Origin of the sequence: Flavobacterium daemonense (genome assembly GCF_007341385.1) — a bacterium.
Lineage (GTDB): Bacteria > Bacteroidota > Bacteroidia > Flavobacteriales > Flavobacteriaceae > Flavobacterium > Flavobacterium daemonense.
In genome coordinates this window covers 62,101-77,278 of the sequence record NZ_VJYD01000008.1, presented here as the reverse complement: position 1 = coordinate 77,278, position 15,178 = coordinate 62,101, and the positions used below count along the sequence as shown (strand labels likewise).

Here is a 15,178-nt window from a genome sequence, read left to right as displayed (position 1 = left end):
ATTTTTTAACTGTTTTAATACATTTTGAAAACGATCAAAATCTTGTAACAAAAATCAATAATCAACTACTTATCAGTTTTATTGAAAAGTGTTTTGTACTTTTAAAACCAAAATTGTAAAACGAAATGGCAAATCCATTAATTAAAATAACCGACATAAAACGAAATTTTGTACTTGGAAATGAAATCGTATATGTTTTAAAAGGAATTAATCTTGAAATCAATAAGGGAGAATATGTTGCTTTAATGGGACCTTCGGGCTCTGGAAAATCAACTTTAATGAATTTGCTTGGCTGTCTGGATACTCCAACTTCTGGACAATATATTTTGAATGGAAAAGATGTCAGCCAAATGCGCGATGATGAATTGGCTGGAATCAGAAATACCGAAATTGGTTTTGTCTTTCAAACTTTTAATCTTTTGCCAAGAACAACTGCATTAGACAATGTGGCCTTGCCTATGATTTATGCAGGATATTCAAAATCGGACAGAAACACTAGAGCCGTTGAAGTTTTAAACCAAGTAAATCTTGCCGACAGGATGGACCACCAACCAAATCAGCTTTCGGGAGGACAACGCCAGCGTGTTGCCATTGCCCGTGCTTTGGTCAACAAACCATCTATTATTTTAGCCGACGAACCTACAGGGAACTTAGACAGCAAAACTTCAGTAGAGATCATGAAACTTTTTGGAGATATTCACGCACAAGGAAACACCGTAATTCTAGTAACCCACGAGGAAGATATTGCCGCTTATGCACATAGAGTTATTCGTTTAAGAGACGGATTAATTGAAAGCGACACGAGAAAATCTGTTTAAACGTTTATTTGGTTAATCGTTTAATCGGAAAAAGAAAAACTTAAAATTCCAGTTCAATCCAGACAATTTCTTGGGAAAGAATCTAGAAAAACAAGCTCAAAGAAGAGAAAACTTAGCATCTCAGAATCTCAGAACCTTAGCATCTTAAAAAAAATGAAAGTATATACCAAAACAGGCGATAAAGGAACAACGGCTCTTTTTGGAGGCACTCGCGTTCCTAAAGATCATATTAGGATTGACAGTTACGGAACTGTTGATGAATTGAACTCTTATATCGGATTAATCCGCGATCAAGAAATTGATGCTCATTATAAAACCATTTTAATCGAAATCCAGGATCGTCTTTTTACTGTTGGTGCCATTTTGGCAACTCCACAAGAAAAAGAAGTTTTAAAAAACGGCGAACTCCGTTTGAAAAATCTCGGCATAATTGATTCAGATATAGAATTACTCGAAAATGAAATAGACAAAATGGAAGAAAGCCTTCCGCCGATGACTCATTTTGTTTTACCAGGTGGTCATCCAACTGTGTCACATTGTCATATAGCACGTTGCATTTGCCGCCGAGCAGAGCGTTTGGCAGTACATTTAAGCCACAATGAACATGTTCCTGAGATAGCAATCAAATACTTAAACCGACTTTCTGACTACCTTTTTGTATTGGCACGAAAGTTGTCCTCAGACTTAAAAGCGGAGGAAGTGAAATGGATACCGAGGAAGTGAAATTTTAGATTTTAGAGTTCAGATTTTAGATTTTTGAAATCTCCTAAATCTTTAATCAATCCCGAAACTTTGGGACTAAAATCTGCAATTAAAAAGACGTTCTTAAATTTTATTAAAATAAATCAAAATTTACTTGTCTTTTTCAGTAAAAAATTTATTTTTGCACAAACTAAACAGATAACAGATGTATTGGACATTAGAATTAGCATCTTATTTAAGTGATGCGCCATGGCCTGCTAACAAAGATGAACTTATTGACTACGCTATTAGAGCTGGTGCTCCATTAGAAGTAGTAGAAAACCTTCAGTCAATCGAGGATGAAGGCGAGATATATGAATCAATGGAAGAAATTTGGCCTGATTATCCAACAGACGAAGATTATCTTTGGAATGAGGATGAATATTAAAAAATAAACCAAAGGAAAAAGTCTCATCACAGAGACTTTTTTTTTGGTTCAAAATACAACATTATATAATAAAGAAATACTAATAAATCATGAGTTTCATAAACAGTATTATTAAAGTCTTTGTAGGTGATAAATCACAAAAAGATGTCAAAGCTTTACAACCTTACTTAAACAAAATTAAAACATTCGAAACCAGCTTAATGAGTTTGTCTCACGACGAATTAAGAGCTAGAACCGTATATTTTAAAGAAAAAATAAAAGAAGCCAGAGCTGACAAAGATGCTAAAATTGCTTCGCTTAAAGCGGAAGTAGAAAACATCGAAGACATCGACAAAAGAGAAGATATTTATGATGCTATAGATGCTCTTGAAAAAGAAGCTTATGAAATCTCTGAAAAAACTTTAATGGAAATTCTTCCTGAAGCTTTTTCTGTAGTTAAAGAAACAGCTCGTCGTTTCAAAGAAAACTCTCATATTGAAGTTACTGCAACTCCAAGAGATCGTGAATTCTCTGCAACAAAACCTTATATTACTATTGACGGCGAAAAATCGATTTGGGCTAACAAATGGAATGCTGCTGGAAAAGACATCACTTGGGACATGATTCACTATGATGTTCAGTTAATTGGTGGTATGGTTTTACACGAAGGTAAAGTTGCCGAAATGCAAACGGGTGAAGGTAAAACTTTAGTTGCTACACTTCCTCTTTACTTAAATGCTTTGACAGGAAATGGAGTTCACTTAGTAACGGTGAATGACTACTTAGCAAAACGTGATAGTACTTGGAAAGCACCTTTATTCGAATTCCACGGTTTATCTGTTGATTGTATCGACAACCACCAACCAAGTACAGAACAAAGAAAGAAAGCTTACGATGCTGATATCACTTACGGAACCAACAACGAATTTGGTTTTGACTACCTAAGAGATAACATGGCACACTCGCCAAGCGATTTAGTTCAAAGAAAACACAATTATGCTATTGTCGACGAAGTTGACTCGGTATTAATTGATGATGCTCGAACGCCACTTATTATTTCAGGACCAGTTCCTCAGGGAGATCGTCATGAATTCAATGAGTTGAAACCAAAAATCGAAAACTTAGTTGCACAACAACGTCAACTTGCGAATGGTTTCTTGGCAGAAGCTAAAAAATTAATCAAAGAAGGAAATACTAAAGAAGGTGGATTCTTATTATTAAGAGCGTACAGATCTTTACCTAAAAATAAAGCATTAATTAAATTTTTGAGTGAAGAAGGAATTAAACAATTGCTTCAAAAAACTGAAAATCAATACATGCAGGATAACAATCGCGAAATGCATAAAGTGGATGAAGCTTTGTATTTTGTGATTGAAGAAAAAAACAATCAGGTTGAATTGACAGATAACGGTATTCAATACCTTTCTGGAGATACTGATGCCGATTTCTTCGTGTTGCCAGACATTGGAACAGAAATCGCTGCCATTGAAAAACAAAAATTAGACAAAGACGCTGAAGCAGAAGCTAAAGAAAGATTATTCCAAGATTTTGGCGTAAAAAGCGAGCGTATCCATACTTTGACGCAACTTTTAAAAGCGTATGCTTTATTCGAAAAAGACGTAGAGTACGTTATCATGGACAACAAAATTATGATTGTCGATGAACAAACTGGTCGTATCATGGATGGACGTCGTTATTCTGACGGTCTTCACCAAGCGATCGAAGCAAAAGAAAACGTAAAAATCGAAGCTGCAACTCAAACATTTGCAACTGTAACATTACAGAATTATTTCAGAATGTACAGCAAATTAGGAGGTATGACGGGTACAGCGGTTACTGAAGCTGGCGAGTTATGGCAGATTTACAAACTGGATGTTGTTGAAATTCCAACAAACCGTCCAATTGCAAGACAAGATAAAGAAGATTATATCTATAAAACAACTCGTGAGAAATTCAACGCTGTTATTGAAGACGTTACTGAATTATCAAAAGCGGGAAGACCAGTATTAATTGGAACAACTTCTGTAGAGATTTCAGAATTATTAAGCCGTATGCTTAAAATGAGAGGAATCACACACAACGTATTGAATGCTAAAATGCACAAGCAAGAAGCACAAATCGTTGAAGAAGCTGGTAAAGCTGGAGTTGTAACAATTGCAACAAACATGGCTGGTCGTGGTACCGATATTAAATTATCTCCAGAAGTTAAAGCTGCAGGAGGTTTGGCAATCGTTGGTACAGAACGTCATGATTCACGTCGTGTTGACAGACAGTTGCGTGGTCGTTCTGGTCGTCAAGGAGATCCAGGAAGTTCTCAATTCTATGTTTCTCTTGAAGACAACTTGATGCGTTTATTCGGTTCTGAAAGAGTTGCGAAAGTAATGGACAGAATGGGATTACAGGAAGGTGAAGTTATTCAGCATTCTATGATGACTAAATCTATCGAGCGTGCTCAGAAAAAAGTTGAAGAAAACAACTTTGGTGTTCGTAAACGTTTATTAGAATATGATGACGTAATGAACTCACAACGTGAAGTAGTTTACAAACGCCGTCGCCACGCATTATTTGGTGAGCGTTTAAAACTGGATATTGCCAATATGCTTTATGACACTTGCGAATTGATCGTAAACAATACGAAATTAGCAAATGACTTTAAGGGATTTGAATTTGATTTAATCCGTTATTTCGGAATCACATCTCCAATTTCTGAAGCCGATTTTGCAAAATTATCTGATATCGAAGTTACTGGAAAAGTATACAAAGAAGCTTTAGCATTCTATACAGAGAAAACAGAAAGAAGCGCTAGAGAAGCTTTCCCAATTATTAAAGGAGTTTACGAAGAGCCAAACAATCATTTTGAAAGAATCGTAGTTCCATTTACTGACGGAATCAAAACATTGAATGTTGTTACTGACTTGAAAAAAGCATACGAAAGTGAAGGATCTCAGCTAATTGCTGATTTTGAGAAAAACATCACACTTTCAATTGTTGATGAAGCTTGGAAAAAACACTTGCGCAAAATGGATGAATTGAAACAATCTGTTCAATTAGCAGTTCACGAGCAAAAAGATCCATTGCTTATCTACAAATTAGAAGCTTTCAATTTGTTTAGAGGAATGCTTGACAACGTTAATAAAGAAGTAATCTCATTCTTGTTCAAAGGTGATTTGCCTGCTCAAAACGTTAGCTCTGAAATTCACGAAGCAAGAGAAGTTCGTCAAGCGGAAAATTTACAATTAAGCAAAGACGAAATTCCAAACAGCGAAAGCATTAATCGTGAAGCTGGAGAAACACAACAACGTCAAGTTACTGAAACGATTGTGAGAGATATGCCAAAAATCAACAGAAATGACACTGTAACAGTTCAAGAAGTTGCAACAGGCAAAACTGAAGAAATGAAATTCAAAAAAGCAGAATCTCTAATAGCTTCTGGAGCTTGGGTTTTAGTTAAATAATAAATTATATTTCAAATTATAATTATATAGCAAACCCGACAGGTTTTAAAAACCTGTCGGGTTTTTCATATCTAAAAATTTCATGTTTTTGTTTTTTAACATTAAATGCCAAAAATCATTCTTGTAAATAATATTTATAATGTATTTTTGCTCTCGAAAACAACGAGACACATTTTGAAACGATTTTTCGTCATATTTCTTTCCTGCATGCTATTAGTTCCTTCTTTTGGCAGTTTCTTTGTTTATACCTCATTCAAATTAAATCAGGAAGAAATTTCGAAAACAATTTGTGTACAACGCAAAATGGTTTTCAATACTTGTAATGGACGTTGTGAACTTCAAAAAAGCTTAAAAAAATACGCTGACAACGAAAAAAGAATGCAAAACAATCTGAAAGAAAAAGCAGAGATTGTTTATATTCAAGCTTCTATTTTAAGTAATTTCAAATTAACAGGGCTAATCGAATCAAAAGCAAAAATCTTCGCTTCATTCGATAAAAAACCTATTGCAGTAGTAAATTCAACTTTTCACCCTCCATCCTATTTTATATAAATTTTAAAAAGTCAACTAAAAGACTTACAGTTCAAAGCTTACGGCTTATTGCCCATAGCTTATAGCTTAATTTATATAATTTAAAATGAAAAAAATATACTTTACCCTATTGATTATAGGGCAATGTGTTTTTGCGCAAAACAAAACAGCGCAAGACACAACAAAATCGCATGAACTTGAAAATGTTTTTATAACTGCCAATCGTACAGCAACCTTAAGAAAAGAAACACCTGTTGCGATTAGTAAACTGACAGCAAAAACAATCAATGAAACCAAAGCAACTGCGGTTTACGAAATCATAAATAAAACTCCTGGCGTTTTAATGGTGAATTTAGGGAACGAACAGCACATGATGTCTATTCGTCAACCTATGACAACAAATGCCTACTATTTATATTTAGAAGATGGACTGCCAATTCGTCCAATGGGAATTTTCAATCACAATGCATTATTAGAAATAAACCAATACAATCTGCAAAGTATTGAAGTAGTTAAAGGTCCTGTTTCATCTTTATACGGGCCTGAAGCTGTTGGTGGGACAATTAATTTAATTTCGATAAAACCACCTGTTGATCCAGAATTCAAATTTGGAATTCAGGCAGATAATTATGGCTACAGAAGATTCCAAGCGACCGGCGGTGCCACGATCGGAAAAGTAGGTTTTCATATTGCAGGAATTTCAAGTTTGCAGGAAAACGGCTGGATGACATATTCTGACTACAATAAAAACAATCTGAATGCGAGAATTGACTATAACATTTCTCCTTCTACCCGATTGATCAGCAACACGATGTACGGAAAATATTATTCGGATATGAGTGGTACCGTCGACGAAAAAAGCTTCAACAATAGAACTTACAAAAGCACTTCTGATTTCACCTATAGAAAATCGGATGCTTTACGAACTCGTTTAACGCTTGAGCATGATTGGAACAGCAATTCAAGCAGTTATATTACCGCTTATTTACGTGATAATAAATTGGGGCAAAATCCTTCTTACGGAATTAAATGGAGTCCAACCGTAAATCCGACAACAGCTAAAGGCGAAGTAAATTCAAACAATTTCAAAAGTTACGGCGCAATTGGACAACATACTCAGAAATTTGATTTTCTTAATACCAAAATTGTTGCTGGCGCTTTATACGATTATTCACCAGTAACGTATTGGTCGTATGTAATTGATTTAAAAGCCAATTTAAATCCGGGAGCACCAGGAAAACAAACGGTTGATTCGTATGAAATTATTGCGGAACATCCCGATTCCAAATTGGCAGATTATACGGCTGACATTTTTAACACTGCTGGTTATGCTCAAGTCAGCTTTAATCCAATCGAAAAATTAGTCATTACACTTGGCGGTCGTTATGACAACATGAAAGTGAATTATGACAATGCTATTGATCTTTCGTCTGGAAGCAAAGTATATGACAAAACAACTTTTAAAGCGGGAGCAAATTATAATCCGACAGAACATGCAGGTTTTTATGGCAATTATTCTCAAGGTTTTGCGCCTCCAGGAATTACTTCAATTTTTAGAGCAAAACCTGGAACAGGAGGAACAACAGGCGTTCCTGCCGAATTTTACTACAACCTAAAACCAGCAGATTTTGATAATTATGAAGTTGGAGGATGGCTGTCATTCTTAGAAAACAAACTGAACTTTGATTATGCTTTTTATTATATGGAAGGTAAAAATGAATTACTGAACATAAAACTTCCTGATAATTCGACAGATTATCGTTCGGCTGGAGAAACGCGCCATAAAGGAATTGAGTTTGGCGGTTCGTACAGACCTTCAAAGCAATTCAACATTCGCCTTGGGGGAACTTATGCACAACACACTTACATTGATTTTAAACTTTCCGACAAACCGTCAGATCCGATTCAGGATTTGAATGGAAAAGAAATGCCGTCAGCTCCAAAATGGTCAGGAAATTCAGAAGTAAGTTATTATCCAAACTGGCTTCCAAATTTGAGAACATCTGTAGAATGGCAATTGGTAGGCAGTTATTACCAAGACCAAATCAATACGGTAAAATATAACGGCTATAATATATTCAATGCCCGAATTGGCTACCAATGGAAAAAAATTGAAGTTTACGGAAATGTATTGAATCTTACCGATAAATTATATGCTTATAATGTTACGAGAACCAATGCAGCAGACGCACAGCCAACTTATACAGCAGCAGCGCCAAGAACTTTTGTATTTGGAATTCAATATAATTTTTCATTAAAAAAATAATATTTAGCCACTCCCGATAGCTATCGGGATTAAAGGATTAAAAAGATTTCTTAATGATAAAAATCCGTTTAATCTGTGAAATCTGTGGCCAAAAAAAAAAAAAAAAAAACAACCAATGAGTAAAGAAACAAACAAAAAATCTTCGAAGAAGAAAGATTCTAAATTCATCAAAAAAATCAAACAACACATGTACAAATGGCATCGTGTTATTGGTTTAATTACGATTATTCCTGTGATTTTCTGGACATTTTCTGGTTTAATGCATCCGTTTATGGCGCATTTTTTCAAGCCAGAAATTGCACATGACAAAATCGAACAATCAATTATTGATAAAAGCCAACTGCATTATTCTATCCAAGAAGTTTTGCTGAAAAACGAAATATCGCAATTCAAAAATTTCAGAATTGTAACTTTCAACAATGCGACTTATTATCAGGTAAAAACAATTCTTGGACAACTTTGGTATTTTGATGCTTCAACAGCTAAAAAACTGGAAAACGGAGATCAAAAATATGCCGAATGGCTTTCGCGTTACTTTTTAGATGACCAAAAAAGCGCTGTAAAAAACAGTGAGATTTTAACCGAATTCACATCGCAATACAAATATGTAAATCGTTATTTGCCAGTTCATAAAGTAAGTTTTGACCGACCAGATGCCATGCAGGTTTATGTTGAAACTTCTTCAAGCAAATTAGCAACTTATAATCCAACATCGAGACAATTTTTCATCTGGTTTTTTGACACATTTCACAATTGGTCATTTATAGATGCGATCAGCAATAACAGCATCCGAATTATTACGATGATTTTCCTCTTGTCTATTATTGGATTTTCTGCCTTGAGCGGTATTTTAATTTATGGTTTACTTTGGAAACAATTCAAAAAAACAGATAATTTACAGCCAAAAAAAGGTTTAAGAAAATACCATCGCCAAATTGGAATCTGGGTTTCGCTTTTCACATTGACTTTTGCTTTTAGTGGCGCTTATCATGCAACTACAAAATGGGCTCCTTATACTTTGTCGCAAATGGTTTATGAACCAACTTTTGTAACCAAAGAAATTCCTGGAGCAAATAACAATTTAAATTTAGATTGGGATCGTTTTCAAAACATCAGTTTAATTACCCTAAATGACTCTACGTATTACAGATGTCAATTACTTGAAAAAGAAACGAAAAGATTCAAAAAGCCAAAATCAGATTCGAAATGGAATAAAAAAGACGATCCAAAATCTGAGGTGGTTTACATTAGCGCCACTACAAATAAAGTAGTTCCAAATATGGATTTGGAATATGCCGAATTTCTAGCTTATTATTTTACAGATGGAGCGCCAAAAGCTTCTTGTTGTGAAATGATCGATACATCAGAAGATGATTCTCAGCCTTCATTTGAAAACATAAAATTACTAGAATCAAAAGTTTTAACCGATTTTGACAGCAGAGAATATGGTTTTGTAAACAAAAGGCTTCCGGTTGTAAAACTGGCGTACGACACACCAGAAAAAACAACTTATTTCATTGAAACCTCCACCTCAAGATTGGCTGCAGTTGTCAATAATTCAGACAAAATCGAAGGTTATTCATTTGCCATTCTGCACAAATTTTTATTTATGGATTGGGCTGGAAAAAATATTCGGGATTTAGCAACCGTTTTGGCAGCACTTTCTATTTTAATTGTGAGTGTTTTAGGTTTTATTCTTTTTTTGAAAAAATAAAAAAGGCTCTAAGGTTCTGAGGTTCTGAGATGCTAAGATTTTATTATTAGAATTCTAGCAACTCAGAATCTTTTTCTTACATTTGATTCTCAAATAATCTGTTGTAAGTAAATTGAAAAAATATTTAAAGCTTTCGTTGCCGTTGTTAATGACATTGTGCTTTAGCTATTTTTTCATTTTAATGATTAAAATCACCTTTCAATACATTCCATTCAGGAATGATGTCGCTTTTCTTCAAATAAAACAGACGGAAGTTACCGAAATCCCTTTTTACACTACTTTCTTTTACATACATGTGTATTCAGCAATTTTTGTTTTACTTGCTGGATTTACTCAATTTAATTCCAGTTTATTAAAGAGAAAACCTGCTATTCATAGAAGTATAGGCAAACTATATGTATTTATTGTATTGTTTTTAAGTGCTCCCTCGGGCTTATTTATTGGCATTTTTGCGAATGGAGGTTTTTATTCAAAAATATCTTTTGTCACCTTATCAATCTTATGGTTTTACTTTACGCTGAAAGGTTTTTCAACCGTTAAAAACAAAAATATTAAGCTTCACAAGGCTTTTATGTTGCGAAGTTTCGCATTAACATTTTCAGCAATAACCTTACGTTTTTGGAAGGTTTTTCTTGTATATTTGTTTCAACCCTCACCAATGGATGTTTATCAAATAATAGCTTGGCTTGGGTGGGTGCCTAATTTATTAATCGCTGAATATTATCTTTATAACCAATCCAAAAAATGAAAAACCTTCTTTATTTATTTGTTGCCGTTTTATTATTTTCATGTAATTCTAAAGAAAAAAAAGACACTAAAAAAACCCATCTTTTAGCTGAAAACAAAGAAATAAGAACTTATTTATATGGTTCTTTTGTTGGCACTTTTAGCGTCGAAGAAAGAGATACTGCAAAACCAATAACTAAAGAAAACACGAGAATTAATATTTTACTCAAAAAAATTACGGAATCTGAAGTTACTGGACAAAGAATTATTGACGGAAAAAGCAAAACTATAAAAGGTCAAATGACCAAAACAGGGAATACATTTTATTTTACGCTTAAAGAATATGGAGATCCTAAAAACGATGGTGTCTTCAATTTTGAGATCCAAAAAGATACTTTATTAGTAGGAACCTGGACAGCCAATGATCCAACAATAGAAGTAACTAAAAGGAAATTCATACTTACTAAAAAAGAATTTAAATATGACCCGAATTTGATGCTTCCTGAAGACGATGTCTATGTCGATTATGTAAATCCTAAAAAAATGGAAGAACAAGAGCAAACGGAAGAACAATCACAGGATGAAATTGAAAAAGATTCGATAAATGAAGATGAGGAATATGAGTCCAGTTCTGAGCTTTTCAGAGCTGCATCAAGCGCTATCTTAACGATCAATTCTTCAACAACCAAATTAAAAGAAAGTCAATTAAAGAATTTAAAGAAACTGGACTTAGAAATTCTGAGAAATACCATTTTTGCCCGACATGGTTATGCTTTCAAATCGAACACAATTCGCCAATTTTTCGATTATGTTCCGTGGTATGTTCCTATTTCAGAAAATGTCAACAATCAATTAACCGAAACTGAAACGCAAAATATCATATTACTAAAACGTTTTGAAAAATACGCCACAGATAGTTACGAATCTTTTGGAAGATAGTTTTTAAAAGAAGCTAAGATACTAAGGTTCTGAGATTCTAAGATTTTTCCAAACATTGTTTTATAAAAAAAACTCAGCTAGACACACTTCAATGTGTTTAGCTCAGTTTTTTTATAAATACTAAATCTCAAAAAAACTTAGCATCTCAGAACCTTAGTATCTTAGTCTCTTAGTCTCTTACAACCTCGGATTATCTTGATAATATCTTGCTTCGATTCTTTTAATATCTCGAATTGAATTTTTGGCCCAATCTAAACGCTTTACTAAAATTTCTTCTTCAGATAATTGCCATTTTATATCCGATCTTCTTAATCTATTGGTTAAGTTTTGAATAACAATTGCGGCAGAAACCGAAATGTTTAGACTTTCGGTAAAACCAACCATTGGTATTTTTAAAAACCCATCGGCGTTGTCCATGATTTCTTGTGACAAACCTTCTTTTTCGGTTCCGAAAAATAACGCACTTGGTTTTGTAATATCAAAATCTTCTAGAAGAGAATCCTTTTCGTGCGGAGTCGTTGCGATGATTTGATAGCCTTTGTTTTTTAAATCAGAAAGACATCCTGAAACCGAATCAAATCGATTGATATCTACCCATTTTTGGGCACCAAGAGCAATTTCTTTATCAATTCTTTTACCAAAACGTTGTTCGATTACATTTAATTCCTGAATCCCAAAAACCTCACAGCTTCTCATTACTGCGCTTGTATTATGCATCTGAAAAACGTCTTCTACAGCAACAGTAAAATGCTTGGTGCGGTTTCCTAATACTTCTAAAAATCTTTCTTTGCGGTTATCTGTTAATATATTTTCGAGAAAGGCTAAGTAATCTAAATCAATCATTTTAATACAATTTTGTCGCAAAAATACATTTTAAAGGAATCTTTTTAATAGTTTACCATCATTTTTATTCAAAAATAGAACTTACAACGGTTTCAAAAATAGCATCTCTAAGCGATTTATTATTATCCTCATCTGGGAAAATTGGCGTTGGTTTAATAGAGCTCATTTCCAGTTTGAGCAATTTATTGGTATTGGCAAGAGAATAATAGTGTTGTGATTTTGTATTAATTGGCAAAAAACCAGGTTTCGGATTATAAATCGAATATACTTGTGAGGAATACAAGACGTTTTTATATTCCATAAAAGATGGTGGCTGCACTTTTACAAACGAAAACGAAGTTATAGTGCTATCCGCATAAAATAAATTTCTATTTTTGGTTTGAGCACAAATCATTGCGCTTTCTAGAAATAGGAAGAATAAAAACAGCTTTTTCATTTTATAAAAGTAAGAAAAAACTACCCTTCCAGTTTAATATATTGATGAATTTTGCAATATGCTACTAAAGAATAAATTTTAAAAAATGAAAAAGAAACTTGTCGTTTTAACCGGCGCCGGAATTAGTGCAGAAAGTGGTATAAAAACTTTTCGCGATAGTGACGGATTATGGGAAGGCCATGATGTTATGGAAGTCGCAACTCCAGAAGGCTGGTACAAAAATCAAGAATTGGTTTTAGATTTTTATAATAAAAGGCGCCAGCAATTAAAAGAAGTAAAACCAAATTTAGGACATATCATTTTAGCCGAATTAGAAAAAGATTTCGACGTTTATATTATTACTCAAAATGTTGATGATTTGCATGAACGTGCCGGAAGCACTAACGTTTTACATTTGCATGGCGAATTATTAAAAGTACGAAGCGTACAAAATAAAAACTTGATTTTAGATTGGACGGAAGATTTAAATACTGGCGATCTTGACGAAAACGGACATCAATTACGTCCGCATATTGTTTGGTTTGGCGAAGAAGTTCCGGCTCTTGAAGAAGCTATTAATATTACTGAAACGGCAGATTATTTTGCGGTAATTGGAACTTCTCTGCAAGTGTATCCTGCAGCTGGCTTGATTGCGTATGCGCCAAGTACAACTCCGGTTTTTTATATTGATCCAAAACCAATTGCGATTCCAAATATTAGAAATAAAGTCGAAACGATTGCCAAATTTGCATCAGAAGGTGTTGCCGATTTAAGAGAAAAATTAAAAAATCTATAAGTTACAGAACACGAATTGCACGAATTAGCACGGATTTTTTTATTAGGATTAGTGCTAATTCATGAAATTCGTGTTTTATCTAATTTTTTCCCTTTTTAAATGCCTTCAATTGACTTTAGAATTACTTTAAATCCGCAAATTCTGTTTATATTTGCACCTTTCGAAAAACAACATAACAATGACTACTCTAAACGAATTGAATGCTATATCACCAATTGATGGAAGATATAGAAATAAAACTCAAAATTTAGCACCTTTTTTCTCTGAAGAAGCTTTAATAAAATACCGTGTTTTGGTTGAAGTGGAATACTTCATTGCTTTATGCGAAATTCCCCTGCCACAGTTGCAAGGAATAAATTCAGACTTATTTGAAAGTTTGAGAAACATCTACAAAAATTTCTCAACTGAAGATGCACTTTGGATTAAAGAAACTGAAAAAGTGACTAACCACGACGTAAAAGCGGTTGAATACTTTATTAAAGATGCTTTTGAAAAACTAGGTCTATCACAATATAAAGAGTTCATTCACTTCGGATTAACATCTCAAGATATCAACAATACCGCTATTCCGCTTTCTACAAAAGAAGCGTTTGAGCAGGTTTATATGCCTTCATTAATTGCTTTGATTTCTAAATTAAAGGAATTAAGTGTTGAATGGAAAGATATTCCAATGTTGGCACGCACGCACGGACAACCGGCTTCTCCTACTCGCTTAGGAAAAGAAGTTTTGGTTTTTGTGGAGCGTTTAGAAGAGCAAATGCGTTTGTTGTTCAATATTCCGTTTGCAGCTAAATTTGGCGGGGCAACTGGAAATTTCAATGCGCATCATGTTGCTTATCCACAAATTGACTGGAAGCAATTCGGAACTAAGTTTGTTGAAACTGGTTTAGGTTTGCACCATTCTTTTCCAACAACTCAAATTGAGCATTACGATCATTTTGCTGCTTTTTTTGATGGTTTAAAAAGAATCAACAATATCATAATCGATTTAGATCGTGATATCTGGACGTATGTTTCAATGGATTATTTCAAACAAAAAATCAAAGCCGGAGAAATTGGTTCATCAGCAATGCCACATAAAGTAAACCCAATTGATTTTGAAAATTCTGAAGGAAACTTAGGAATTGCAAATGCTATTTTTGAACATTTAGCGGCTAAATTGCCAATTTCAAGATTACAGCGTGATTTAACTGACAGTACTGTTTTAAGAAACGTTGGTGTACCAGTTGGACACACAATTATTGCTTTTGAAGCGACTTTAAAAGGTTTGAACAAATTGCTTTTAAACGAAAGCAAATTTGCTGAAGATTTAGAGAAAAACTGGGCAGTTGTGGCTGAAGCAATTCAGACAATTTTACGTCGTGAAGCATATCCAAATCCGTATGAAGTGCTAAAAGGTTTGACAAGAACTAATGAAGCAATTGACAAAAACGCAATTCATAATTTTATTGCGACTTTAGAGGTTTCTGATGCAGTTAGAGCAGAATTAATGCAAATAACTCCTAGCAATTACACAGGAATTTAAAGAAAACCTAAAATATTTTCCCAAAAAAAGCTATCTTTATCG

13 protein-coding genes are annotated in these 15,178 nt (G+C 33.9%); 11 read left to right on the top strand and 2 right to left on the bottom strand.

What is annotated here, in order from left to right:
• Positions 1–125 precede the first annotated feature (125 nt).
• The 9 genes from FND99_RS11920 to FND99_RS11880 all read left to right on the top strand — a co-directional run bounded on the left by FND99_RS11920 (position 126) and on the right by FND99_RS11880 (position 11,557).
• Positions 126–818 carry an ABC transporter ATP-binding protein gene (locus FND99_RS11920; protein ID WP_144338188.1) on the top strand — a complete coding sequence of 231 codons (693 nt, stop codon included), beginning with the start codon at positions 126–128 and terminating at the stop codon, positions 816–818.
• A 153-nt stretch (positions 819–971) separates the two neighbouring features.
• Positions 972–1,541, top strand: a complete 570-nt coding sequence (locus tag FND99_RS11915) for a cob(I)yrinic acid a,c-diamide adenosyltransferase (RefSeq protein WP_144338187.1) — start codon at positions 972–974, stop codon at positions 1,539–1,541.
• A 184-nt stretch (positions 1,542–1,725) separates the two neighbouring features.
• A complete protein-coding gene (locus FND99_RS11910) occupies positions 1,726–1,947 on the top strand; it encodes a DUF2795 domain-containing protein (protein ID WP_007138072.1) in 222 nt (73 codons plus the stop codon).
• A gap of 89 nt (positions 1,948–2,036) precedes the next feature.
• Entirely contained in the window at positions 2,037–5,381 is a 3,345-nt protein-coding gene (gene secA / locus FND99_RS11905) for a preprotein translocase subunit SecA (protein WP_144338186.1), read from the top strand.
• 207 nt (positions 5,382–5,588) lie between these two features.
• Positions 5,589–5,933, top strand: a complete 345-nt coding sequence (locus FND99_RS11900; RefSeq protein WP_144338315.1) for a hypothetical protein — start codon at positions 5,589–5,591, stop codon at positions 5,931–5,933.
• 85 nt (positions 5,934–6,018) lie between these two features.
• The gene (locus tag FND99_RS11895; protein ID WP_144338185.1) at positions 6,019–8,178 is read left to right on the top strand and encodes a TonB-dependent receptor; all 2,160 of its coding nucleotides are present in this window, start codon (positions 6,019–6,021) and stop codon (positions 8,176–8,178) included.
• 115 nt (positions 8,179–8,293) lie between these two features.
• Positions 8,294–9,892, top strand: coding sequence for a PepSY-associated TM helix domain-containing protein (locus FND99_RS11890; protein WP_144338184.1), 1,599 nt, complete (start codon positions 8,294–8,296; stop codon positions 9,890–9,892).
• Positions 9,893–10,073: 181 nt separating this feature from the next.
• Positions 10,074–10,640 (top strand): DUF2306 domain-containing protein, encoded by a 567-nt coding sequence (locus FND99_RS11885; protein WP_144338183.1) that lies wholly within the window; start codon positions 10,074–10,076, stop codon positions 10,638–10,640.
• Complete coding sequence (locus tag FND99_RS11880; RefSeq protein ID WP_144338182.1) at positions 10,637–11,557, top strand: YARHG domain-containing protein; 921 nt, start codon at positions 10,637–10,639, stop codon at positions 11,555–11,557. The genes FND99_RS11885 and FND99_RS11880 overlap by 4 nt, the downstream gene beginning before the upstream one ends.
• Before the next feature lie 177 nt (positions 11,558–11,734).
• On the opposite strand, the gene FND99_RS11875 is transcribed toward FND99_RS11880, so the two are convergent.
• Positions 11,735–12,400, bottom strand: a complete 666-nt coding sequence (locus tag FND99_RS11875; RefSeq protein ID WP_144338181.1) for a TrmH family RNA methyltransferase — start codon at positions 12,398–12,400, stop codon at positions 11,735–11,737.
• A 64-nt stretch (positions 12,401–12,464) separates the two neighbouring features.
• Positions 12,465–12,836 (bottom strand): hypothetical protein, encoded by a 372-nt coding sequence (locus tag FND99_RS11870; protein WP_144338180.1) that lies wholly within the window; start codon positions 12,834–12,836, stop codon positions 12,465–12,467.
• 85 nt (positions 12,837–12,921) lie between these two features.
• Between FND99_RS11870 and FND99_RS11865 the strand changes: the two genes are divergently transcribed.
• Both FND99_RS11865 and purB read left to right on the top strand, forming a co-directional pair.
• Positions 12,922–13,611 (top strand): SIR2 family NAD-dependent protein deacylase, encoded by a 690-nt coding sequence (locus FND99_RS11865; RefSeq protein ID WP_144338179.1) that lies wholly within the window; start codon positions 12,922–12,924, stop codon positions 13,609–13,611.
• A gap of 178 nt (positions 13,612–13,789) precedes the next feature.
• Positions 13,790–15,136 carry an adenylosuccinate lyase gene (gene purB / locus FND99_RS11860; RefSeq protein WP_144338178.1) on the top strand — a complete coding sequence of 449 codons (1,347 nt, stop codon included), beginning with the start codon at positions 13,790–13,792 and terminating at the stop codon, positions 15,134–15,136.
• Positions 15,137–15,178: the final 42 nt, after the last annotated feature.

Bases quoted from the DNA above. Each gene is read 5' to 3' on its own strand.
- FND99_RS11910 (WP_007138072.1), top strand. From the start codon at position 1,726: ATGTATTGGACATTAGAATTAGCATCTTATTTAAGTGATGCGCCATGG.
- FND99_RS11900 (WP_144338315.1), top strand. From the start codon at position 5,589: ATGCTATTAGTTCCTTCTTTTGGCAGTTTCTTTGTTTATACCTCATTC.
- FND99_RS11920 (WP_144338188.1), top strand. From the start codon at position 126: ATGGCAAATCCATTAATTAAAATAACCGACATAAAACGAAATTTTGTA.
- FND99_RS11915 (WP_144338187.1), top strand. From the start codon at position 972: ATGAAAGTATATACCAAAACAGGCGATAAAGGAACAACGGCTCTTTTT.
- secA (WP_144338186.1), top strand. From the start codon at position 2,037: ATGAGTTTCATAAACAGTATTATTAAAGTCTTTGTAGGTGATAAATCA.
- FND99_RS11865 (WP_144338179.1), top strand. From the start codon at position 12,922: ATGAAAAAGAAACTTGTCGTTTTAACCGGCGCCGGAATTAGTGCAGAA.
- FND99_RS11890 (WP_144338184.1), top strand. From the start codon at position 8,294: ATGAGTAAAGAAACAAACAAAAAATCTTCGAAGAAGAAAGATTCTAAA.
- FND99_RS11880 (WP_144338182.1), top strand. From the start codon at position 10,637: ATGAAAAACCTTCTTTATTTATTTGTTGCCGTTTTATTATTTTCATGT.
- purB (WP_144338178.1), top strand. From the start codon at position 13,790: ATGACTACTCTAAACGAATTGAATGCTATATCACCAATTGATGGAAGA.
- FND99_RS11875 (WP_144338181.1), bottom strand. From the start codon at position 12,400: ATGATTGATTTAGATTACTTAGCCTTTCTCGAAAATATATTAACAGAT.
- FND99_RS11885 (WP_144338183.1), top strand. From the start codon at position 10,074: ATGATTAAAATCACCTTTCAATACATTCCATTCAGGAATGATGTCGCT.
- FND99_RS11870 (WP_144338180.1), bottom strand. From the start codon at position 12,836: ATGAAAAAGCTGTTTTTATTCTTCCTATTTCTAGAAAGCGCAATGATT.
- FND99_RS11895 (WP_144338185.1), top strand. From the start codon at position 6,019: ATGAAAAAAATATACTTTACCCTATTGATTATAGGGCAATGTGTTTTT.